Source organism: Actinomadura physcomitrii (genome assembly GCF_008923205.2).
In the GTDB taxonomy this organism is placed as follows: Bacteria; Actinomycetota; Actinomycetes; order Streptosporangiales; family Streptosporangiaceae; genus Spirillospora; species Spirillospora physcomitrii.
The window spans coordinates 222,775-244,257 of the sequence record NZ_WBMS02000003.1 but is presented as its reverse complement, the minus strand read 5'-3'; the positions used below and the strand labels follow the sequence as shown (position 1 = coordinate 244,257).

Sequence of the window (21,483 nt, the reverse complement as noted above, 5' to 3'; positions counted from 1 at the left end):
CCTGACGCCCGCCGCGGGCTGCCGGAGTCGTCCGCGATCCGTCAGTCCGGTGCCGCCACGATCCGGACCTCGCAGTTCAGCGCCGCTTCCAGCGCGGTGTGGAGACGGCTCTCGGGCACCCGGCGGCCGGCGTCCCGGGGGATCGCGACCGTGACGACCTCCTCGCCGCCCTCGACCGTCCGCTCGACCTCGCCCGACAGGCCGAAGCGGCGCAGGACCCCGAGGGCGTCGTCGTCGGTCCCCCGGCTGACGTAGGTGATGACGCCGAGCTCGGGTTCGAGGCCGAACGCGGTACGGCACTCGTCCAGGTAGGGGCCCGTCCGCAGCTCGCCGCCGCCGTCCTCGACGATCAGCTCGATCTCCCGCCGCCGCTCGGGAAGGCGCCCGGCGGGACTGGCGATCACCTCCAGCCCGGCGGACTCCAGCCGTCTGAGCCCTGCCTCGTAGGCGCCGGCGGCCAACCGCCCGTCGGGGTCGATCACGACGCGAACCACTGCTGTCGCCACGCGCCCACGGTATCCGCGCCGGTACTGTTGGAGCAAATAATTGCTCCGCTATGGTGTGCGCCATGCGCACCGAGGCGCGCCGGGGCCCGGCGCTGCTCGGACCGGCGTTCGTGGCGGCCGTCGCGTACGTCGACCCGGGGAACGTCGCCACGAACGTCACGGCCGGCGCGGACCACGGATACACGCTGGTCTGGGTCGTCCTGCTGGCCAACGCCATGGCGATCCCGGTGCAGTACCTCTCGGCGAAGCTGGGGATCGTCACCGGGCGCTCCCTCGCCGGGCATCTGGGGCACCGCCTCCCTCGCCGGATGCGGCTCGCCTACTGGCTGCAGGCCGAGGCGATCGCGATGGCGACCGACCTGGCCGAGGTCGTCGGCGGAGCCATCGCGCTCGCCCTGCTCTTCGACGTCCCGCTCGTCCTCGGCGCGATCCTCACGGTCGCCGTGTCGCTGGCGGTCCTCAAGGTCGGCGACGCGCGCGGGCAGCGGTCCCTGGAACGGCTGGTCATGTGCTTCCTGGCCCTCATCGCCGTCGGCTTCCTCGCGGGCCTCGTGGTCGACCCGCCGCCCGCGGGCGCGCTCGCCGGCGGGCTCGTCCCGGCCTTCGCCGGCGCCGACAGCGTGCTCCTGGCCTCCGGGATCATCGGTGCGACCGTGATGCCGCACGTCATCTACCTGCACTCGAGCCTCACCGCGGCGCGGTTCGACGAGCGAGGCCGCGGGCTCGCGGTCGCCGCGCTGCTGAGGGCGACCCGGGTGGACGTCGTCTCGGCGCTCCTGGTGGCCGGCCTGCTCAACCTGTCCCTCCTGGTGGTGGCGGCGACGAGCCTGCACGGGCTGCCCGGCACCGGCACCCTGGCCGGCGTGCACGACGTGGTGGCGTCGCGACTCGGCGGCGGGGTCGCCCTCGTCTTCGCGGTCGCGCTGCTCTCCTCGGGGCTCGCGTCCACCTCGGTCGGCAGCGCGGCCGGGGCGGAGGTGATGAAGAGCCTGCTGAAGTCCGGTGTGCCCGCTCCCGTCCGGCGGATCGTCACCGTGGTCCCGGCGCTCCTCATCCTCGGGACCGGCACGGATCCCACGGTGACCCTCGTGGCCTCGCAGGTGGCGCTGTCCCTCGGCATCCCGTTCGCGCTGGTCCCGCTCGTCGTCCTCACCGCGCGCCGCGACGTGATGGGCGAGCACGCGAACCGGCGTCCGACCACCATCATCGCCTCGGCCATCGCGGCGGTCGTCATCGGCCTCAACGGCGTGCTGCTCTACCTCGTCTCCACCGGCCGCTGAGGGGCCTGCCCACCACCGCAGGCATCCGCCGAGCCGCTCACTTCGATGAACCCTAGTGACATCCCCACAACATTTCGATAGATTTAGAACTACATCAGAACGCAGCGTCAGAGATGAGAGGTGGACGCAGATGCCCACGCGTGAACTGCCGTATCCGGTGTTCGATGCGGACAACCACATGTACGAGACCGAAGACGCGTTCACCCGCTACCTGCCCAAGGAGTACCGGGGCGCCATCCAGTACGTGCAGGTCCGCGGCCGGACGAAGATCGCGGTTCGCGGCCAGATCAGCGAGTACATCCCGAACCCGACGTTCGAGGTCGTGGCCCGCCCGGGCGCCCAGGAGGAGTACTTCCGGCGCGGCAACCCCGAGGGCAAGTCCTACCGCGAGCTCGTCGGCGAGCCGATGCGCGCCGTCCCCGCGTTCCGGGAGCCCGGCTCGCGGCTGGAGCTGATGGACGAGCAGGGCGTCCAGCGCACCCTGATGTTCCCGACGCTGGCGAGCCTGCTCGAAGAGCGGATGCGCGACGACCCCGAGCTCACCCACGCGGTCGTCCACGCGCTGAACCAGTGGATGGACGAGGTCTGGTCCTTCAATTACAAGGACCGGATCTTCTCCACCCCGGTGATCACCCTCCCGATCGTCGAGAAGGCCATCGAGGAGCTGGAGTGGGTCCTGGAGCGCGGCGCGCGGGCCATCCTGATCCGCCCCGCTCCGGTGCACGGGTTCGGCGGCCCCCGGTCGTTCGCGCTGGAGGAGTTCGACCCGTTCTGGAAGCGGGTGCAGGAGAGCGGCGTGCTGGTGGGCTTCCACTCCTCCGACAGCGGGTACGAGCGGTACGCCAGCGACTGGGAGGGCAAGCAGCGCGAGTTCCTGCCGTTCCAGCCGCAGCCCTTCCGGCAGGTCGGGCAGTGGCGGGCGGTCGAGGACACGGTCGCGTCGCTGATCTGCCACGGCTGCCTGTCGCGGTTCCCGGATCTCAAGGTCGCCTTCATCGAGAACGGCTCCGCCTGGGTCGGCCCGCTGCTGGAGAAGCTGGCGAACATCTACAAGAAGATGCCGCAGGGCTTCCAGGAGGACCCGGTCGAGCAGATGCGCCGGCTCATCCACGTCAGCCCCTTCATCGAGGACGACATGGCCGCGCTGGCCGACCTGATCGGCATCGACCGCGTGCTGTTCGGCTCGGACTACCCCCACCCCGAGGGCAAGGCCGACCCGATCACCTACGTCGACGACCTGGCCGCCCTCGACGAATCGGCCAGGGCCAAGATCATGGGCGGCAACCTCTCCCGGCTGATCCCCGTCTGACACCGGCCGCGCCCGGGGCCTGCCGCCCGCTCGCCGCGCGGCAGGCCCGAGCTGAACACGGGAGGGCATGGACAGCACAGGCGTCCTACCGCGGACGAGCCGGAAAGGCGCCGGGCTCCGCGTCGGCGCGTGGTCTCCTTCCGGAGATCACAGGGCGTTGTAGCGCAGCCACCTGGCCGCCCTTTCGGCCGGCCCCCGCTCCAATGCCGAGACGATGGCGCGGACGTCGTCGGGGCTCAAGGGAAAGCCGTCGGGGGCCTTCAAAACATAACGGAGCCTGTCCCCCGTCAGCGCATCACGGAGGATGAGCACCGGGAAATCCGGATCGCCTCGCATGTTGACGGAAAAGGTGCACCGGACCTTTCCGGGCGCCGCCAGATCGCACTGCCGCGGCCCGGAACGATCCTCGACGTTGAGCACCGTCCCCTGAAGCCAGGCCGTCTGCGAGCGCAGCAGGTCACGCGACCTCGCCAGGATGAACAGCAGTAGCGCGCCCCAGCCCGCCCACGCCCACACGGCCTCCCATTGGAGGCGGGCGGTGCATTGGACGGCGAACACCAGTAGAGCGATACCGAATACGGCGAGCCAGAAGGTGTTGAACGCTCTGGCGAACTCTTTCGGCTCCCTGTCGGAGGCACCGGAGGCGCGGCCCAGTTCACGCCTGTCGTCAGGCACACCCTTAGTATCGCGAGTAGCGGCTGCTATCGATCGCACGGCCCCACCGGATCCACGAACACCACTGACAGCGCCTCCCCGTAGTGGGTGCGCATGCTCTCACCGGCGGGAGGGTCCTGACGGCAGACGACCCGCTCCAGATGAGAATCGCCATAGCGCGAGTTGGGCTCGCCGTGGAGACCCTGGAACCCGATCTGATCGCCGATCTTCTCCGCTTCGAATCCGGTCTTCCCGACGACGTCGGGGACCGTGGGCCAGGACGTGACGTGGCCGTCGGCCGGGCATTGCACCTGCGGTGGGAGCACCCCGAACTCGACCGTCCTGCGTGCGGCGCTTTCTGCCTGGGTGCAGACGATCCAGCTGCCGGAATAAGACTCGCCGTCGAAGGTGTGGCCGTCGGTCAAGGAGCGGAAGACGGTGGTGTAGGAGGGGGCGGTTCCTTCCCGTTCCCTGCTGACCGCGTCGAGCGTCTTTCCCTTATAGCTGGGAAGGACCGCGGAAACCTGTGCTGTGGGGGCGTCGGCCGCCGGCCGGCGGGCTTTCCCATCTCCGGTCGTACAGGCCGTCAGGACGAGCATGGCCACCATGCCGACAATGGTGGAGATGGCGTGAGCTCGCATCAGTCACATCCCTCCGTGCTGTGAAAAGCGACACAACCGATGATCATGCCCGACAGGACGCCCTGATCGGGTCGATCGGAGGCCTCCGCTTCCCTCGATGGGCATCCGGGCCCTAACGTGTCCCCATGCCCATTATCTCTCTAACAGCGAGAAGCTCGTCAACTAGAGCGAAGTCGAACCGTGCGTCGCGAGCTTCAGGGCGCACCGGAGGCACCCGGCCATGACCCGGCGTCTTCGTCCCTCAGGCCGCACAGACGAAAGGACTCAGTGGTGGTGACGTCCGAGCACGGCGACCTGTTCGACTACGACGCGGAGCTTCGCCCGCACAACGAACTCCTCCGCGCCGCAGCCCGCGTCGGCCCTGACGATCGTGTCCTCGACATCGGCTGCGGCATGGGCCAGACCACGCGTGAGGCCGCCCGCGCAGCCGTCCATGGAAGCGCGGTCGGGGTCGACATCTCCGCGCCGATGCTCGAACGCGCCCGCCGGCTCAGCGACGCCCAGGGGCTGTGGAACATCACCTACCAGCGGGCGGACGCCCAGTTCCATCCCTTCCAGCCGGACCACTTCGACCTCTGCATCAGCAGGTTCGGAACGATGTTCTTCGCCGACCCGGTCGCCGCGTTCGCCAATATCGGGCGGGCTCTCCGCCCGGCGGCGCGGCTGGTGCTGCTGGTCTGGCAGGACCGCGACCACAATGAATGGGCCTCCATGATCCGCCGGCTTCGCGCGTCCTCTGAGCCCGCCCTCGACCCGGACCCGTTCTCCCTGGCCGACCCGGTCCTCACCGAAAGCATCCTGGCGGCGGCCGGCTTCACGGAAGTCGGCTTCACCGACGTGCGCGAGCCCGTCTACTACGGCCCCGACAGCAGCAGCGCCTTCGACAATGTGCTTCGCCTCTACGACAAAGACCTGCTCAACGCCCTCGACCCTGCGGCGGCCGAGCGAGCACGTGCGCGGCTACGGGCCGACCTGGCCGCTCACGACAACGGCAGCGGCGTGTACTTCGATTCGCGTGCCTGGCTCATCACGGCACGCCGTCGCTGACGCCCCCCTGCATCCAGCCGACCGGCCCGGTCGTGTGCTCACGACCGGCGGCGGTCGCCGCGGTGCCTTACCACCGGATCAGAGGACCGGATGACCGCACGGAGAGACGCAGGGTGGCCGCATTCGGCCGGAGAAGATGGGTGCGGGGACGGCCCGGTAGGGTTTCCCGGCGGCCATGATCATGATGGGGCGATGGGATGACGGTGAGACCGCTGGCGCCAGGAGATCCGCGGACGGTGGGGCGCTACACGTTGTCGGGCAGGCTCGGCAGCGGTGGCATGGGCGAGGTGTTCTTCGGCCGGTCTCCGGGCGGCCGGCCGGTGGCCGTCAAGGTCGTCCGGCCGGAGTTCGCGGCCGATCCGCTTTTCCGGCGGCGGTTCGGCCAGGAGGTCGAGGCGGCGCGGCGGGTCGGCGGCTTCCACACCGCTCCCGTGGTGGACGCCGATCCCGACGCCGACCCCCCGTGGCTGGTCACCGCCTTCGTCCCCGGGCCTTCGCTGATGGAGTTGGTCGCCGCGCACGGACCGCTGCCCGAGCCCACCCTGCGAGTGCTCGGCGCGGGGATCGCCGAGGCCCTCGAAGCCGTGCACGGCGCCGGCCTGGTGCACCGCGACCTCAAGCCGTCCAACATCCTGATCGCCGACGACGGTCCCCGCGTCATCGACTTCGGCATCGCGCGGGCGGCCGACGCGACCGCGCTCACCCGGGCGGCCGGCGCCGTGGGCACGCCCGGGTACATGGCGCCCGAGCAGGTCACCGGCGGGCCGGTCGCCCCGGCGACCGACGTGTTCGCCTTCGGGGCCGTGCTGTGCTTCGCCGCCGGGGTGCGGCCCTTCGGTGACGGGCCGCCGACAGCGCTGCTGTACCGCGTCGTCCACCAGGAGCCCGACCTGTCCGGCCTTCCCGACGCGATCCGCGGGCTCGTGGCCGGCTGCCTCGCCAAGGACCCTGAACAGCGTCCGAGCACCGACGGCCTCCTCGCCGCGTTCACCGGTACCGACCTCACCCGTGACTGGCTCCCGGGCCGCGCGCGAACCCTCGTGCTGGAACGAACCCAGACCGTGACCTCGGAGCAGCGGACGGAGGTGCGGAGTTCTCCGCACCGGCCACCCGCACGGGAACCCGGCACCACGCCCCGCCCGTCCGGAAGCGTCGTTCCCATTCGCGCGCCGCTTCCCAACCCGCTGCTCATCGTCGGTGCTGTCATGCTCATGGTGGCGGCCGTCGGGGCTGTGATCAACAGGCAAGGCATCGGGCTGCTGTTCATGGCCGTCGCCGTCCCGCTGTTCGTGCGCTGGTTCGTACGGTCGTCGAAGTACGATCCGGCCCGCGACGGTCTATGGATCGACGGCCAGGGCTTGGAACTGCGAACAGGCGCCAGCCGCGTTACCTACGCCTGGGACGACATCGACCAGATCGCCTTTGGGCGCATTGGCCGGCTCGGCCGGAAAAGTGTCGTCGTCCGACCTCTTGCCGCGGCGTCCGCGCAGCACAGAGCCCTGCCGTGGTTCCGGCAGGACCCGGAGACCGGCTGGGCGCTCCTCGTCGAGACCCGCCTGCTGGACGCCTCCGACCCGGTGCTCGCCGAAACCTTCGCCCGATACGCCGCACCGCACTGGAGGCCGGCCCCCTGACCTCGGAGGACACCCCCAGGATGGCAGTACGGGCCCGCGAACATACCGGTCTCGGAGAGCTCGCCGCCTCGTCGACACCGATCAGCGGAAGTCCGATTCTCCATGATGCCACTTCCCTGGCCCGACAATGTGCTCGGCACACCCGAATTTCCGGTGCCCGAGATAGACCGGTCCGAGGTTCGTGCGCGGCCCCCCTGGAGTTTCCAGCCGACTATCAGGAATTTCCGGGCTCCACCCGGCGCTGATCATCGATGAATTCCTTCGGTGGGTGATGACGTTCGTGACGTACGGCGAGTACAGGCGGTCGAGCCGATCGGCTCTGGACGAGGCGATGGCGCTCGCTTCAGGAGTGTCGATGACGAAGGAACGAAGTCCGGCGGAAAGGCGGGCGGATCGCCTCGCTCGCCACGAGCGGATCCTGGACGCGGGGCTTGAGACGTTCGCCGCCGAGGGCTACCGGGGCACGACCCTGGACGAGATCGCGGTCCGGGTGGGGCTCACCAAGACCGGTGTGGCGCACCACTTCCCCGCCAATGCGGCGGTGAAGGGCGGCTTCCTCACCCCCGGTGACGCCGCGACCATCGTGGCCAACGCCCGCAAGTCCTCGATCGGCCGCTGACGCCGGCGGTCCCGGCCCCTCTCCCCCGCGCCGCGCTGCAGACGGTGCGGAGGGCTGGGGGCCGGGGCCGTTCGAACCCGGGAGCCGCCGGCCGCGTACCGCCTGCCGTGGAATCCGGGTTCTGGCTGACGGAGCGCTACCGGCTCGTCGATCGCCTGGACGGCGGCGGGGCCAAAGAGGTCTGGCTGGCGCGGGACGAACTGCTCGGCCGTCCCGTGGCGGTGAAGGTGCTCACAGCGCCCGGCGGCGATCTGCAGGCGCGGTTCCAGAAGGCCGTCAACCGGGCGGCGGGCCTGTCGCATCCGGGGCTGGAGAAGATCTACGACAGCGACCGGACCCGGGACGCGTCCGGGCATCTGGTGTCCTATGTCGTCACCGAGTTCCTGGACGCCGCGTCCCTCGCCGGCGGCCTCGCCGCGGGCTCGCTCACCCCAGCCGAGATCGCGGACGTCTGCGCGCAGATCGCCCGAGCCCTCGCGGCCGCGCACGCGGCGGACGTGGCGCACGGCGACCTGACGCCGGACAAGGTCCTGCCGGCCTCCGAAGGCATCAAGATCGTCGACACCGGTATCGGCGCGGTCGCGCGGACCGCGCGGGCGACGACGGGCGGCACGGCGCCCGTCCCGCTCCGGCCGGCCCTGGACGACGCCAAGGCCGCCGACGTCCGCGCCTTGGGCGGCATCATCGCGGCCTGCCTCGCCGGCGGGCCGCCGCTGCCGGACCTCGCGATGCTCGCGGCGCGTTGCCTGGATCCCGATCCCGCGCTCCGGCCGTCCGCGATGCAGGTCGCGTCGATGCTGTCCTCGCCCGCCGAGCCGCCGGACCCGGTGCGGTCCGCGACGGTACGGCGGCCGTCCCCCGCCCCGCGGGACGGGACCGGGACGCTGCGCCCTCCCGAGTCCCGGACGCGGCGCGGCAAGGTGAGGCTCCTGGCCGCGGCCGCCATCGCGATCGCCATCCCGGTCACGGCCGTGGTGGCGGCGCTGGCGCCGTCGGCGCGCGAGCCGCTGCCCGTCGCGCAGCCGCAAGCCACGCGATCGACCCCGGCGGACACTCCCGCTCCGGCTCCCGCCTCCAGTCCGGGGTCCGGGCCGACGGCGTCACCGGTCCCTGCCGGGGTGAGCGACGCGCTCGGCCGGCTGCGTCCCATCGTGGACCGCGGCTCCGCCTCGGGAGAGATCAGGCCGGACGTCGCCCTCGACCTCGACAACGTGATCACCAATCTGGAGAACGATCTGCTCGCCCGCCGGCCGGTCGACGTGTCCGAGCGGATCGCCCAGCTGCGCGAGAAGATCCGCACACGGCTGCGCGAGCAGGGCCTGTCCCGCGAGCTCGCCGACCAGCTGACCGGCGTGCTGTCGGCCGTCATCGTCTGACGGCCTCCATCACCCGGCGAGCACACCGCTCGCGCACCCGTCCGAGAGCGATGGGCAGCGCTCACTCCTTGACAGATTTGCTATTGCATATATCTTGTGCGTGATGTGAGGGAGCCCGCAGCGGGCCCGTGACGGGTGAGGAGCACCAGGTGATCAAGTTCAGGATCGCGGCAACGGCGACCGCTGTCGCCGGAGTCCTCGCGCTGGCGGGTTGCGGCGAGAGCGGGAGCGGCTCCGCCTCGCCCCCGTCGTCGACCCCCTCGGCCGACGTCGGCACGCCGTCCGCGGTGACCCCGCCCGCCCCGGACGTGCTGGCCGCCGCCGAGAAGGAGGGGTCGGTCCTCCTCTACACCGACGCCGACGACCAGCTCACGGATCCGATCCGCAAGGCGTTCGAGAAGAAGTACCCGAAGATCAAGGTCAGGGTCCTCAGCCTCGAGAACGACCAGATCTTCCAGCGCTACCAGACCGAGACCGCGACCCACGCGCGCACGGCCGACGTGGTGATGCCGATGAGCCTCGCGACGATGCAGGAGTTCATCGAGCGCGGCGACTTCGTCGACTACAAGGACCCCAACCTGCCGAACCTGCCCGACTACGCCAAGACGGCCCCCGGCGTGACCGCCGTCTCCCTCGACCCGGTGATCGCCGTCTACAACAAGGCCCTGCTTCCCAAGGACAAGCAGCCGAAGACGCTCGCCGACCTGGCGAAGCTCTCCGCGACCATGAAGGGCAAGATCGGCACCGTCGACATCGGGAACCCGGTCGGGCTCGAGGCCACGCAGGTCTACGTCGCCAAGGGCGGCGACGCGGCCTGGGCCACGCTGAAGGAACTGGGCGCCAACACCACCGTCGAGTCCAACGTGGGCCCGCTGGTCCAGAAGGTGCTCCAGGGCCAGTACGCCGCGTCGTACTTCGTCAGCGGCGCCGTCCGCGCACTGATCACGTCCGACGCGGCGAAGGTGCTCGACTGGACCTACCTCAGCGACGCCACGCCGGTGCTCCCGCGCACGATCGCGGTGACCAAGGGCGGGCGGTCGCCGAACGCGGCGAAGGTCTTCGTCAACTACATGCTCTCGGTGGAGGGCCAGGAGGCCGCGTGCAAGGGCGGTTTCAGCCCCTACCGCGACGGCGTGCGGTGCCCGTTCGGCGTGCCCTCGATCAAGAAGGTCACCGGTACCGACAAGCTCGACGTCATGACCATCGACAAGGCCGCCGGCGGACGCGCCGCCATCGAGCCGCGGTGGAAGGCGGCGTACGGCCGGTGACCTCTTCCCTTCCGCCGAAGCGCGCGCTCGCCCCGGTCACCCTGGAGATCTGGTGGAGCCGCCTCGCCGCCTTCGCGGACGAGGCGGCCACCACCCTGCTGCGCACGGCGTTCTCCACGATCATCCGCGAGTCCAACGACTACACGGTCGTGATCATGAACAGGGCCGGCGAGACGGTGGCCGAGTGCCGGGCCGGCATCCCGGCCTTCGCCGCGCTGATGACGCCGCTGACCCGGGAGCTGCTCCGGCGCTACCCCGCCGACACCTGGCGGGAGGGCGACCGGGTCATCACCAACGACCCGTGGATCGGCATCGGGCACCTGCCCGACCTGGCCATGGTGGCGCCGGTCTTCCACCGCGGCGAGCTCGTCGGCTTCACCGGCACGGCGGCCCACCTTCCCGACATCGGCGGGGCGCCCAGCATGGGCAGGACCGAGCTGATCGCCGAGGGCCTGCTCGTCCCGCCGATGCGGCTCTACCGCGGCGGCGCGCTCAACGAGGAGGTCAGATCGCTCCTGATGGCCAACGTCAGGCTCCAGGAGCAGGTCTGGGGCGACATCCAGGCGCAGGTCGCGGCCAACGAGACGTGCCGGCGCCGGCTGCTGGAGTTCCTCGACGACATCGGCGCCGACGACCTCGAAGAGCTCGGGAGCGCCATCCACGAGGTCACCGACGCCGCCCTGCGGCGCAGCATCGCCGAGCTGCCCGACGGCGCCTACACCTCCACCGTCGAGGCGGACGGGGTGCCCGGGCGGCCGACCACGATCCAGTGCCGGGTCACCATCGCCGGCGACCGGATCGAGGTCGACTACACGGGGACCTCGCCGCAGGTCCCCTACGCGATCAACTGCACGCTGCCCTACACCCGCGCGTACACGATGAACCCGCTCAAGCTGCTCCTCGGGGCCGGCGCGCGCGGCAACCACGGGTCCTACCGGGCCCTGACCGTGACCGCGCCGGAGGGCTCGATCCTCAACCCGCGCTTCCCGGCGCCGGTGCTCGCCCGGCACCTCACCGGTCACCTGCTCTCCAGCGCGGTCTACCAGGCGCTGGCTCCGGTGCTGCCGGAGCGCGTCATCGCCGACAGCGGCGGCGCTCCGGCGTTCCGCGTCCAGTTCGCCGGAACCGGCCGGGACGGCGCGCCGTTCCGGCTCGTGCTGTTCGCCAGCGCCGGGATGGGCGCCTCGGCGCACGCGGACGGGCTGTCCACGACCGCCTTCCCGACCAACTCCGGCGGCGGCAGCATCGAGGCCCTCGAGGCGGCCTCCCCGCTGCTGTTCACCCGCAAGGAGTACCGCGCCGACTCCGGCGGCGCCGGCACCCACCGCGGCGGCCTCGGGCAGCTGATCTCGGTGCGGAACACCACCGGCCGTCCCTGGCAGGCGGCCCTCCTCGGAGACCGGGAGCACCACCCGCCGCGGGGACTGCTGGGCGGCTCGCCCGCCCTCGGCACCGCGGCCGCGGTCGACGGCGAGCCGGTCTCGTCGGTCAAGTCGGTCGTACAGCTCGCACCCGACGCGACGGTGGACCTCCTGTTCGCGGGCGGCGCGGGCTTCGGGCCCCCCGACCAACGCGACCCGGACGCCGTCGCCACCGATGTCGCCCTCGGGTACCTCACCCCCGAGGCCGCGGAACGCGACTACCCCGGCCACGCCCCGGAAAGGAACACCCAGTGAGGTCAGGCAGGACCGCGCGCATCGGCGTCGACGTCGGGGGGACGTTCACCGACCTCGTCCTGCACGACGAGTCGCGCCAGATCACCCGCACCGGCAAACTGCTCACCACTCCCGACGACCCCGGGCGCGGGATCCTCGCCGGCATCGAGCGCCTCCTGCGGGAGTCGGGGGCCGGATGGGACGACGTCGGGGTGATCGTCCACGGCACGACCCTGATCACCAACACCGTCCTGGAGCGGACCGGCGCCGAGATCGGGCTCATCACCACCGACGGGTTCCGCGACGTGCTCGAGATGGGGGGCGAGATCCGGTTCGACACCGAGAACCTCTTCGCCCGCCCCGCGACCGTCCTCGTGCCCCGCGACCGGCGCCTCGGGGTCCCCGGACGGCTCCTCGCCGACGGCACCGAGCACCTCGCCCTCGACGAGGAGGCCCTGCTCGGCGCCGCGCGCACGCTGCTGGAGGACCATCGCGTCGAGGCCCTCGCCGTCGCCTTCCTCCACTCCTACCGCAACCCGGCCCACGAGCGCCGGGCCAAGGAGGTCATCACCGCGGCCCATCCGGAGGCGCTGGTGACGCTGTCCTGCGAGGTGGCGCCGGAGATCCGGGAGTACGAGCGGATGAGCACCGCGTGCGTCAACGCCTACGTCCAGCCGCGGGTCCACGCCTACCTCGACCGGCTCGAGGACTCGCTGCGCGCCGCCGGGTTCGCCGGCCGCCTCTACATCATGCTGTCCGGCGGCGGGCTCACGACCGTGGAGGAGGCCAAGGAGTTCCCGGTGAAGCTGCTGGAGTCCGGGCCCGCCGCGGGCGCGATCGCCGCGGCCCACATCGCCCGCGCGATCGGTGAGGACAGGGTCATCTCCTTCGACGTCGGCGGCACCACCGCCAAGATGAGCGTCGTCGAGAACGGCGCGCCGGCCCTCGCCCACCGGTTCGAGGCCGGACGGCTGGAGAAGTTCAAGCCCGGATCGGGGCTCCCGCTCCGGCTCACCGTGGTCGACATGATCGAGATCGGTGCGGGCGGCGGCTCGATCGCCGGCCTCGACGACCTCGGCCTGCTCAAGGTCGGGCCGCGCAGTGCGGGTTCGGTTCCGGGCCCGGTGGCCTACGGACTCGGCGGCGCGCTGCCCACGGTCACCGACGCCGACCTCGTCACCGGGCGCCTCGACCCGGACCACTTCCTGGGCGGCGAGATGAACCTGGTCGGCGACGACGTGCGCGCCGCCTTGCGGGCGCACGTCGCGGGACCGCTCGGCATCGGGGTGGCCGAGGCCGCCGTCGGCGTCCAGAGCATCGCCGCCGACAGCATGGCCGCCGCCACGCGGATGCACCTGGCGGAGAAGGGCGCCGACCCCTCGGCGTACACGCTCGTCGCCTTCGGCGGGGCGGGCCCCGTCCACGCCTACGCGCTCGCGAGGCTGCTCAAGATCGGCAGGATCGTGGTGCCCATGGGCGCGGGCGTCATGTCGGCGCTCGGCTTCCTGGTCGCCGCCCCCACCGTCACCGACGTGCGCGGCTACCCCACCGAGCTGGCGGACGCCGACTGGGCGCACGTGAGCCGGCTCTTCGCCGAGATGGAGGAACGCGCCAGGGCGCTGCTGGCCGGCGCCGACGAGTTCGGCGACAAGGTCGTCGTCAGCCGTTCGGCCGACATGAGGTACGTCGGCCAGGGCTACGAGATCGAGGTCCCGCTGCCGGACGCGGCGTTCGGGCCCGGTGCCGCCGAGGCGATCCGCGACCGGTTCCTGGCGGCCTACGACGCCACCTTCGGCAGGACGATCTCCGGCGGACGGCCCGAGGTGATCAGCTGGCGGATGAGTGCGGCGCTGCCCGGCTCGCACATCGACCTGGCCTACCGGCCCGCCTCGGGCGACCCGGTGCGCGGCACCCGGCGCGTCCACTTCGAGGGGCACGGCGAGCTGGAGACCACCGTGTACGACCGCTACGCGCTGCCCGCGGGGACGGTGATCGAGGGTCCCGCCGTCATCGAGGAGCGGGAGACGTCCTGCGGCTTCGGGCCGGACGCGCGCATCACCGTCGACGCCCGGCACAACCTGGTCGTCGAACTCACATGACCGATCGGCGGCACGGCCCTCCGCGCCTCCCGACCCTCCGATAGGCTAACGGATATACCATGTGCCATAGCAGAGAGGTCGACCATGGGGGAGCTTGAGCAGCTCGCGCCGACGCCGACGATCGGTGACCGCGCCTACGCCGCGGTCCGCGAGGCGATCGTCTCGGGCACCCTCGAACGCGGCGCGAAGGTCACCGAGCGGGGCCTGGCGGACATGCTCAACATCAGCCCGACCCCGGTGCGCGAGGCCCTGCGCCGCCTCGAGCAGGACCGCCTGGTCGAGCGGGTGGGGCCGCGCTCGGTGCGGATCGCCCGGTTCGACGCCGACGAGCTGCGCAGGATCACCGCCATCGAGGACGCGCTGCGGGCGCTGGCCGCGCGCTTCGCCGCGGAGAAGGCCACCGACGGCCAGCTCGCCGAACTGCTCGGCCTGCTCGAGCGGGCCGAGCAGGCCGCCGAGCAGGCGAGAGCCGGTGACCGCTCCGCCGTCGAGGGGGCCCGGCAGGCGCTGCGCGACTTCCACTCCCTCATCGACCGGGCCAGCGGCAGCGCCACCCTGATCCACATGCTCAACATGGTCGACGCCTTCAACTACGAGGAACGGCGCGCCGTCCTCCTCGACCAGATCGAGCGCGAGCCGGGCGCGGTCGCGCGGCGCTTCAAGCAGCACCGCGCCATCTACGAGGCGATCGCGGCCCATGACGCCGATCGCGCCGAGCAGCTCATGCGCGAGCACAGCCACGCCGGCAACGAGCCGCGCCTGGCCCGCCGGGAGCGATAGGCCGCGCTCCGGCCGGGCCACCGCGCATCGCGGCGGGCCGGCCGGCGCCATCGGCCGCGCGATAGCGGCGCCTACCGGGGAGGCTTACGGCCCGTGCCGGGGACCGGATGCGCCGGTGCCTCCTGCGCCAGGAAGGCCAGCACGTCGTCGACCGCCATCGCCGCCATCGCACGGCGGGTCCTCGCCGTCGCGCTGCCCACATGGGGGGTCAGGACGACGCGGTCCCCCGCCGCGAGCAGCTCCGGATGGGCCGCGGGCTCGTTCTCCAGGACGTCGAGCCCGGCGCCCGCGATCACGCCCCGCTGCAGCGCCCGGCCGAGCGCGGGCTCGTCGATGAGCGAACCGCGGGCGGTGTTGATCACCACGGCCGAGGGCTTCATGAGCGCCAGCGTCGCGGTGTTGAGGAAGTGGCGGGTCTCGGCGGTGGCCGGAGCGTGCAGGGAGACGACGTCGGCGGCGGCGAGCAGCCGCTCCGGTTCGAGGCGGACGGCGCCGAGGTCGGCCTCGGCCGCGGCGTGGGGCCGGCGAGCGGTGTAGACGATCTTCATGCCGAAGCCGCGATGGGCGCGCAGCGCGGTGGCATGGCCGATCCGTCCCATGCCGACGATCCCCAGCGTGGCACCGGACAGGTCGAGGCCCATCGGCTCGTGGAGCAGCCGCCACGGGCCGCCGCTCTGCCGCCGCACCGCCCGGTCGCCCCAGAGCAGATGGCGGGTCACGGCCAGGATGAGGGCCAGGGCGAGGTCGGCCGTGGCGTCGGTGAGCACGCCCGGGGTGTGCGTGACGAGCACGCCGTGCTCGGCCGCCGCCGCGATGTCGACGTGCTCGTGGCCGGCGGAGACCGTCGCGACGTGAGACAGCGACGTCGTCTCGAACACCCTGCGCTCCACCTGGTCGGTGAGCTGGCAGATCAGGACGTCGGCGGTCCGGCAGGCGTCCGCGAGCTCGGCCGCCGACAGGCCGCGCGGCGACTCCAGCGCCGTGACCCGGTGGCCGCCGGCCCGCAGCCGCTCGAGCTGGTCGGCATGGATGGGCTGGGTCAGGACGATGTGCGCGCCCATGGACCACCTTTCTGAGCGGACGGCGAGGAGAAGGTGTACGGCTCTCGGATCCATCTTGACGTATTCACTATAGCAAGTAGCATCTAGCGAGACCGTTGCGATCGGTCGCGTCTGGAGGAAGGCCTATGGAGGGGTACGCCCGATGAGCGCGCTCACCGCTCATCGCGGAACCGCACGGCGGCGCCTGGCGCCCACCGGGGCGTCGCACTACCTGCTGTGGGGCGCGGCGCTCGTCCTGCTCGCCGGTCCCATCGTCCCGGTCGTCGTCGCCTCGCTGTGGTCGACGCCGCTCTACCAGGGCGGCGGCCACCTCACCGCCGCCAACTACCGCGACCTCCTCACCGATCCGGCGTGGTGGACGGCGGTCCGCAACAGCGTGTTCTTCGGGGCGCTGAACACGGCCGGCTCCGTCGTGGTCGGCGTGGCGTGCGCGGTGCTGTTCACCCGCACCGACATACCGGGGCGCCGCGTCTTCGGCGTCCTGCTGCTCCTGCCGGTGATGCTGCCCGGCATCGTGCTGATCCTCGGGTGGAGCCTGATGTGGGCACCGAGCGGGTTCGCCTCGTCCTGGCTGAAGCTGCACACCTTCCTGGCGATGCCCATCGACCTCTACAGCGTCCCCGGCATGGCGCTGGTCGGCATCAGCGTGGCCGCGCCGGTGGTCTTCCTGTTCTGCCGCGGGGCGATCGAGGGCATCGACCCGTCGTTCGAGGACGCCGCGCGCACCACCGGCGCGTCGCCGCTGCGGGCGGTGCTCTCGATCAGCCTGCCGCTCCTGCGGCCCGCGATCCTCAACTCCTCGCTGCTGGTCTTCGCGCTGTCCATCGAGGTCCTCGGCCTGCCGCTGGTGCTCGGGTTCTCCAAGAACATCGACATGATCTCCACCTACCTCTACGACAACTGGAGCGCGTCGTCGGCGCCGCGCCAGGGCCTGGTGTCGGCCGGCGCCGTCGTCCTGCTCGCCCTGGTGTCGCTGCTGCTCGCCGCCCGCAACCGGCTCGCCGGCGACCTCGGCCGGTACACCACCGTCACCGGCAAGCCGGCCGCGAGGCGCACCGTCCGGCTCGGACCGGCGCGCTGGGCGGTCAGCGCGGTGGTCGGCGCCGGCCTGCTCGTCATGGTCCTCGTGCCGCTCCTGGGCGTCGTGCTGTGCGCCTTCACGAGGATCTTCACCCCGCTGATCAACCCGTGGACCGTGCTCACCACGGCCAATTTCTCGGCGGTCGTCGGCAACGACCTCTACACCCGCGCGCTGACCGACAGCCTGCTGATCGCGACCGTCGGCGGCGCCCTCACCACGCTCGTGATCGCCGCGCTGTCGATGGTCGCGCACCGCTCGGAGTTCCGGTTCCGCGGCTCGCTGCAGCGGGGCATGGTCTGGCCCCGCATGATGCCCGGCCTGATCACGGGCATGGCGTTCTTCTGGTCCTTCGCGGTCCTCGACCCCTCCGGGCGGGTCCGCTCGAGCCTGTGGGGGATGGGCATCGCCTTCGCGGTGCGCAGCCTGGCGCTCGGCTACAGCGCCTTCTACCCGGCGCTCGCCGCCATCGGCCGCGACCTGGACAACGCGGCCCGGACCTCCGGCGCGACGTGGTGGCAGGCGATGCGCACCGTCGTCCTGCGGCTCGTGCTGCCGGCGATGGCGGCCTCCTTCGTGCTGCTGTTCGTCTCCATGCTCAACGACGCCGAGCCGGCCGTCTTCCTCGTCACCGAGAAGACCCCGGTCCTCGGGCTCTCGATGCTGCAGCTCGCAGCGACCAGCACCGGCGGGACAGTCGCCGCTCTAGGAGTGATTCAAATGGTCATCACACTCGTCGTCCTCGGCGCCGGGCGCGCGCTGTTCGGGGTGAGGCCCCGTGCCTGACCTCGTCCTGGACAGGCTGGCCAAGCGCTTCGGCGCCAACCAGGTCCTCAAGGACCTGAGCCTGACCGTCACCGACGGTGAGATCCTCACCCTCCTCGGCCCCAGCGGCTGCGGGAAGTCCACCACGCTGTGGTCGATCGCCGGCCTGCACCGTCCCGACTCGGGCACCATCCGCTTCGGCGACCGGGTGCTCTTCGACGGCCGCGGCGTCCATGTGGAACCCGAGCGGCGCGACTTCGGCGTCGTCTTCCAGTCCTACGCCGTGTGGCCGCACATGTCGGTCGCCGACAACGTCGGCTACCCCCTCAAGCTCCGCAAGGTCGGCCGGAAACGGCGGCGCGAGCGGGTCATGGAGGTGCTCGAACTCGTCGAGCTCGAGCGCTTCGGCGACCGCTACCCCCACCAGCTGTCGGGCGGCCAGCAGCAGCGGGTGGCGCTGGCGCGCGCACTCGCGCATCCGCCGCACCTGCTGCTGCTCGACGAGCCGTTCTCCAACCTGGACGCCAAGCTGCGCGACCGCGCGCGCGAGTGGCTCAAGGCGCTGCAGCGGCAGATCGGCGTGACGACGATCTTCGTCACCCACGACCAGCACGAGGCGCTCTCGATGAGCGACCGGATCGTGGTGATGGAGGCGGGCGCCGTCCGCCAGATCGGGACGCCGACCGAGGTCTACGAGCACCCGGCGGACCCGTTCGTCGCCGACTTCGTCGGTGCCACCAACCTGCTCGCCGGGACCGTTCTGCGGTCCGGCGCCGGCCCGGTCCTGGTGCAGGCGGCCGGGATCGCCCGGCCGCTCCAGGTCGCCGTCCCCGACGCGGCGCCCGGCCCGGTGGCGCTGTCGATCCGGCCCGAGTCCGTCCACGTGGTGGAGGCCGGCCGTCCCGGAAGCGGCGTCAACGAACTGACCGGGAAGGTGGAGGCGGTCTCCTACCTCGGCGACCACTACCGCTACACGCTGCGCGCCGACGATCTCGCGCTCACGATCGCGACGACCCGCCGGGTCGACGCGACCGAGGTGACCGTGGAACTCCCGCCCGACGCCCTACGCCTTCTGCCGGCGCCGGAGTCCGGCGACCGGTCGGGGGACGAGCCGGAACAGGTGCGCGCCGAGGTCCCCCGGCCGGGCGCGACGACAAGCCAGGAGACGACAGTTGAGTGAAGACGCGCAGTTCGCCGCCGACGTGCGGCTCCCCGCCAGGGTGAAGGTCATGGCGCCTTCGGGGATGCTCGGAGCCGGGATCGACCCGGCCACCGTCGCCAGGGGGCTGGCCCTCGGCGCCGACGTGATCTCGGTCGACGGCGGGTCGACCGACTCCGGGCCCTACTACCTCGGCAAGGGCGTCGCCAAGACGACCGAGGCCGCGATAGTGCGGGACCTGCGGATCCTGCTCGCGGCCGCGGCCGAGGCGCGGATCCCGCTGCTGATCGGCTCCTGCGGCACCTCGGGCACCGACTCCGGAGTCGACTGGGTCGCCGGCATCGCCGAGAAGATCCTGCTCGACGAGGGGCTCGACCTCAAGGTCGCCCGGATCTACACCGAGCAGAACGCCGAGGACCTCAAGCGCAGGCTCGCCGCGGGCGCGATCCACCCGCTCGCGCCGATGGGGCCGCTCGACGCGGCACTGCTCGAGGAGTGCACGCACATCGTCGGCATGATGGGCCACGAGCCGTTCGCCGAGGCGCTGCGGGCCGGCGCCGACGTCGTGCTCGCCGGCCGCGCCACCGACACGGCGTCCGCGGCGGCGGTCCCGCTGATGCGCGGCATGCCCGCGGGGCCCGCGTGGCACGCCGCGAAGATCGTCGAGTGCGGCGGCCAGTGCACGACCAACCCGCGCTCCGGCGGTGTGATCGCCACCATCGACGCGGACGGCTTCGAGATCGAGCCGCTCGACCCCGGCACCGCCTGCACGCCCATCTCGGTGGCCGCGCACATGCTCTACGAGACCGCCGACCCGTTCTCGATGCGCGAGCCCGCCGGGACCCTCGACGTCACCGGCGCCACCTACGAACCCGTCGACGACCGGCGCGTGCGCGTCGAGGGCTCGCGGTTCCTGCCGGCCGACCAGCTCACCGTCAAGCTCGAGGGCGCCAGGATCTCCGGCTACGAGACGATGTCCTTCGTCGGCATCCGCGACCCCGAGGTCGTGGCCCGCATCGACGAGTGGTCGGCGTTCATGGACCAGGTCCTGACCGACCGCGTCCGGCAGACCCTCGGTATCACGCGCGAGCAGTACGACTACGACCTGCGCCTCTACGGGCACGACGCGATCCTCGGCGCCGCCGACCCCGAGCGGCGCCCGGCCCGGGAGGTCGGCGTGATGCTGCTGGTCAACGCCGCCGACCAGGCCACCGCCACGGCGGTCGCCAAGGTCGCCAACCCCCTGATGCTCCACCTGCCGCTGCCCGACATGGCCTACCTGCCGAGCTTCGCCTTCCCGACGTCGCCGGCCGAGGTCGAGCGGGGGGCGAAGTACGAGTTCGTGCTCAACCACGTCGTCGACGTCGACACCGAGTCCGAACTGTTCCGGATCCACCTGGAAGAGGACGCCCATGCCTGAGACCCCGCGCCCCCGCCTGGCCGACTACGCGCTGGAGGTGAGGTCGAAGAACGCCGGCCCGTTCTGGGTGACCCTCGAGACCTTCATGCGCGACGAGGCGGGCTACCGCATCGCCTCCGACGCCGCCTTCCTCAACGAGGAGGTGATCGGCCGGCTCTACGGCGTCCCGGCCGGCGACGTCCAGATCTTCCGCATCCCCTCGCTCAACGTCGTCAAGATCTCCTTCCCGCGTCCGGTGTCCCAGGCGAGCCTGCACGACCGCGACGTCCACGCCGGCCAGCACCATGTGCCCCTGGCCCTGCTGGAGGTGCCCGACCGGCTGCGGGCGGAGGCCGCCCGTGCCTGAGCGGACCATCTCCGACGAGCAGTTCGCGCGGTTGCGCGCGCTGGACACCCCGACGGTGTGCAACGCGCTGGACCTGGTGGATCCGGACTTCGACCTGCACTACTTCACGACGCGGTCGCTGCGGTGCGTCTATCCGGACCTGCCGCCGATGGTCGGGTACGCGCGCACGGCCACGATCAGGGCCGTCCGCCCGCCCGGCGACAAGCAGGCCACCGCGAAGCTCAGGGCCGCCTACTACGAGTACGTCGCCGCCGGGGCCGGCCCGACCGTCGTGGTGATCGAGGACCTCGACGCCGACCGGGCCGGAGCCGGGTGCATGTGGGGCGAGGTCAACACCACCATCCACCAGCGCCTGGGAGCGCTCGGGACCGTCACCAACGGGTCGATCCGCGACGTGCCGGACAACGCGCCGGGCTTCCAGATCCTCGCCGGCGGCGTCGTGCCCTCGCGGGCCCACACCCATGTCACCGGGTTCGGCGGCACCGTGACGGTGATGGGGATGGTGGTCGACGACGGCGATCTGATCCACGCGGACCAGCACGGCGCCGTCGTGATCCCCTTCCCCCTCGTCGACGACGTCATCGCCGGCGCCGGCACGGTCACCCGGCGCGAGCAGGCGCTGCTGGCGTCGGTGCGCGAGCCGGACTTCGGCATCGACCGCCTGCAGGAGGCGCTCCGGTCCTCCAACGAGATCCACTGACCGCGAGACGGCGGCGGGGCCCCCCCCCCCCCCGGGGGGGGGGCCCCCCCCCCGGCCCAGGGCCCCCCCTGATGATTTTTGAGGGG

General features: G+C 71.8%; 19 protein-coding genes. 15 read left to right on the top strand and 4 right to left on the bottom strand.

Features of this window, described 5'->3' with window-relative positions; all coding sequences use genetic code 11:
• Positions 1-41: 41 nt before the first annotated feature.
• Positions 42-506 (bottom strand): hypothetical protein, encoded by a 465-nt coding sequence (locus F8568_RS05185; protein ID WP_151591909.1) that lies wholly within the window; start codon positions 504-506, stop codon positions 42-44.
• A gap of 62 nt (positions 507-568) precedes the next feature.
• On the opposite strand from F8568_RS05185, the gene F8568_RS05180 reads away from it, so the two are divergent.
• Both F8568_RS05180 and F8568_RS05175 read left to right on the top strand, forming a co-directional pair.
• The gene (locus F8568_RS05180; RefSeq protein ID WP_202124511.1) at positions 569-1,786 is read left to right on the top strand and encodes an Nramp family divalent metal transporter; all 1,218 of its coding nucleotides are present in this window, start codon (positions 569-571) and stop codon (positions 1,784-1,786) included.
• 130 nt (positions 1,787-1,916) lie between these two features.
• Positions 1,917-3,095 carry an amidohydrolase family protein gene (locus tag F8568_RS05175; RefSeq protein ID WP_151591905.1) on the top strand — a complete coding sequence of 393 codons (1,179 nt, stop codon included), beginning with the start codon at positions 1,917-1,919 and terminating at the stop codon, positions 3,093-3,095.
• Positions 3,096-3,242: 147 nt separating this feature from the next.
• Here the strand turns inward: F8568_RS05175 and F8568_RS05170 are convergent, their stop codons facing one another.
• A complete protein-coding gene (locus tag F8568_RS05170; RefSeq protein ID WP_151591903.1) occupies positions 3,243-3,770 on the bottom strand; it encodes a hypothetical protein in 528 nt (175 codons plus the stop codon).
• Between the two features lie 26 nt (positions 3,771-3,796).
• Positions 3,797-4,357: a PASTA domain-containing protein gene (locus F8568_RS05165; protein ID WP_151591901.1), complete on the bottom strand. Its 561-nt coding sequence runs from the start codon at positions 4,355-4,357 to the stop codon at positions 3,797-3,799.
• Positions 4,358-4,660: 303 nt separating this feature from the next.
• On the opposite strand from F8568_RS05165, the gene F8568_RS05160 reads away from it, so the two are divergent.
• The 8 genes from F8568_RS05160 to F8568_RS05125 all read left to right on the top strand — a co-directional run bounded on the left by F8568_RS05160 (position 4,661) and on the right by F8568_RS05125 (position 14,868).
• Positions 4,661-5,437 (top strand): class I SAM-dependent methyltransferase, encoded by a 777-nt coding sequence (locus F8568_RS05160; RefSeq protein WP_328600728.1) that lies wholly within the window; start codon positions 4,661-4,663, stop codon positions 5,435-5,437.
• A gap of 197 nt (positions 5,438-5,634) precedes the next feature.
• A complete protein-coding gene (locus F8568_RS05155) occupies positions 5,635-7,071 on the top strand; it encodes a serine/threonine-protein kinase (RefSeq protein ID WP_202124510.1) in 1,437 nt (478 codons plus the stop codon).
• A 355-nt stretch (positions 7,072-7,426) separates the two neighbouring features.
• A complete protein-coding gene (locus F8568_RS05150; protein ID WP_151591897.1) occupies positions 7,427-7,690 on the top strand; it encodes a TetR/AcrR family transcriptional regulator in 264 nt (87 codons plus the stop codon).
• A gap of 107 nt (positions 7,691-7,797) precedes the next feature.
• Positions 7,798-9,066: a protein kinase domain-containing protein gene (locus F8568_RS05145; RefSeq protein WP_160573506.1), complete on the top strand. Its 1,269-nt coding sequence runs from the start codon at positions 7,798-7,800 to the stop codon at positions 9,064-9,066.
• 149 nt (positions 9,067-9,215) lie between these two features.
• A complete protein-coding gene (locus tag F8568_RS05140; protein WP_151591893.1) occupies positions 9,216-10,334 on the top strand; it encodes an ABC transporter substrate-binding protein in 1,119 nt (372 codons plus the stop codon).
• Complete coding sequence (locus F8568_RS05135) at positions 10,331-12,010, top strand: hydantoinase B/oxoprolinase family protein (protein ID WP_151591891.1); 1,680 nt, start codon at positions 10,331-10,333, stop codon at positions 12,008-12,010. Before F8568_RS05140 ends, F8568_RS05135 begins: the two co-directional genes overlap by 4 nt.
• Positions 12,007-14,088, top strand: a complete 2,082-nt coding sequence (locus F8568_RS05130; protein WP_151591889.1) for a hydantoinase/oxoprolinase family protein — start codon at positions 12,007-12,009, stop codon at positions 14,086-14,088. The genes F8568_RS05135 and F8568_RS05130 overlap by 4 nt, the downstream gene beginning before the upstream one ends.
• 84 nt (positions 14,089-14,172) lie before the next feature.
• A complete protein-coding gene (locus F8568_RS05125; protein ID WP_151591887.1) occupies positions 14,173-14,868 on the top strand; it encodes a GntR family transcriptional regulator in 696 nt (231 codons plus the stop codon).
• A 71-nt stretch (positions 14,869-14,939) separates the two neighbouring features.
• On the opposite strand, the gene F8568_RS05120 is transcribed toward F8568_RS05125, so the two are convergent.
• Positions 14,940-15,929 (bottom strand): NAD(P)-dependent oxidoreductase, encoded by a 990-nt coding sequence (locus F8568_RS05120; RefSeq protein WP_160573505.1) that lies wholly within the window; start codon positions 15,927-15,929, stop codon positions 14,940-14,942.
• Between the two features lie 142 nt (positions 15,930-16,071).
• Here F8568_RS05120 and F8568_RS05115 point away from each other — a divergent pair, with 142 nt between their 5' ends.
• The 5 genes from F8568_RS05115 to F8568_RS05095 are packed head-to-tail and all read left to right on the top strand — an operon-like array spanning position 16,072 to position 21,397.
• Positions 16,072-17,793 (top strand): ABC transporter permease, encoded by a 1,722-nt coding sequence (locus tag F8568_RS05115; protein WP_151591884.1) that lies wholly within the window; start codon positions 16,072-16,074, stop codon positions 17,791-17,793.
• Complete coding sequence (locus F8568_RS05110) at positions 17,786-18,952, top strand: ABC transporter ATP-binding protein (RefSeq protein WP_151591882.1); 1,167 nt, start codon at positions 17,786-17,788, stop codon at positions 18,950-18,952. The genes F8568_RS05115 and F8568_RS05110 overlap by 8 nt, the downstream gene beginning before the upstream one ends.
• Positions 18,945-20,351 (top strand): acyclic terpene utilization AtuA family protein, encoded by a 1,407-nt coding sequence (locus F8568_RS05105; RefSeq protein WP_202124509.1) that lies wholly within the window; start codon positions 18,945-18,947, stop codon positions 20,349-20,351. The genes F8568_RS05110 and F8568_RS05105 overlap by 8 nt, the downstream gene beginning before the upstream one ends.
• Entirely contained in the window at positions 20,344-20,697 is a 354-nt protein-coding gene (locus tag F8568_RS05100) for a DUF4387 domain-containing protein (protein WP_151591880.1), read from the top strand. Before F8568_RS05105 ends, F8568_RS05100 begins: the two co-directional genes overlap by 8 nt.
• Entirely contained in the window at positions 20,690-21,397 is a 708-nt protein-coding gene (locus F8568_RS05095; protein ID WP_202124508.1) for an RraA family protein, read from the top strand. Before F8568_RS05100 ends, F8568_RS05095 begins: the two co-directional genes overlap by 8 nt.
• Positions 21,398-21,483 lie beyond the last annotated feature (86 nt).